This window comes from Pauljensenia sp. UMB3104 (genome assembly GCF_030217285.1).
GTDB lineage: Bacteria > Actinomycetota > Actinomycetes > Actinomycetales > Actinomycetaceae > Pauljensenia.
In genome coordinates, this window is the sequence record NZ_JASONN010000522.1 from 1 (window position 1) to 243 (window position 243).

The 243-nt window shown below is 72.8% G+C and carries 1 pseudogene; it reads right to left on the reverse strand.

The annotated features are described in order from the left end of the window. Positions 1–243 (reverse strand): annotated as a pseudogene (locus QP415_RS12640) (SAM-dependent methyltransferase); the annotation flags it as partial.

Below are 243 nucleotides of genomic sequence, written 5' to 3' on the forward strand. Positions count from 1 at the left end.
CGTCATCTCCAGCAGCGTCAGGGTCGCACCGCCGATGCCGAGCACGTGGTCGTCCGACAGCGGCTTGCCAGTCTGCACCTCCGCCAGGTCCGAGGCCACCCACCACTCGTGGTCGCCGCCGGGCAGGGTCGCCGCGTGGGGGCGCAGGTCGAAGAGGGCACGCATCCACGGGTCTGCCTCGACCTCGGGCTCGGTGGTCTCCTCGTCGGGGTCGCGCATCGTCGGCAGGCTCGGGGCCTTCGG